Source organism: Marseilla massiliensis, from assembly GCF_016899955.1.
Classification (GTDB): Bacteria; Bacteroidota; Bacteroidia; order Bacteroidales; family Bacteroidaceae; genus Prevotella; species Prevotella intestinigallinarum.
In genome coordinates this window covers 1-842 of record NZ_JACJJL010000087.1, presented here as the reverse complement: position 1 = coordinate 842, position 842 = coordinate 1, and the positions used below count along the sequence as shown (strand labels likewise).

The following is an 842-nucleotide window of genomic DNA, read 5'->3' as shown; positions in this document are numbered from 1 at the left end:
TTTCTCGGCAGGCCATACGACCAGGTGTTCAACATCCTGATGCAGGATGACAAGATAGCCTCGCTTATGGCGCCGTTTAAGAGTGCTTACGAGAACAAGGCCAACGACCAGTTGGAAGGAATGGTGGGCACGCTCCGCGTCAACGCCGCAAGGCTCGTGTCGCCGGAGGCCTATTGGGTGTTCACCGGGGACGACTTCGACCTGAAGATTTCCGACAGGGAGCATCCGAGCTATCTTGTCATTGCCAACGACCCGGAGAAAGAACAGGTCATCGGCTCGCTCAACGCATTGGTGCTGAACCGCCTGATAACCCGTGTGAACTCAAAGGGGAACATCCCGGTGAGCATCATCGTGGACGAGCTGCCCACGTTGTACTTCCACAAGATAGATCGACTTATCGGTACGGCACGCTCCAACAAGGTGGCCGTGACATTAGGTTTTCAGGAACTTCCGCAACTGGAGGCGGACTACGGCAAGGTGGGTATGCAGAAAATCATTACCACGTGCGGCAACATCTTCATGGGGGCTGCCCGTAACAAGGAGACGCTGGAATGGGCGCAGAACGACGTGTTCGGCAAGGCCAAGCAGACCTCGCGCTCCATATCCATCAACGACCAGAAGGTGTCCACCACCATATCAGAGAAGATGGACTACCTCGTTCCGGCGGCGAAGATAGCGGACATGGCCACCGGATGGCTGGCCGGACAGGCGGCGCGCGACTTCACCGCCACGGACGAGAGTATGTTGGAGAAGTTCGACATCGAACAGTCGGAGGAGTTCAAGACCACCAAGTATTTCTGCAAGACGCACTTCGACATGAAGAAGATTAAGGACGAGGAGGA

General features: G+C 55.9%; 1 protein-coding gene. It reads left to right on the top strand.

Features of this window, described 5'->3' with window-relative positions:
• The coding region (locus H6B30_RS16010; RefSeq protein ID WP_205112241.1) for a type IV secretory system conjugative DNA transfer family protein at positions 1 to 842 on the top strand (842 nt) is incomplete at both ends.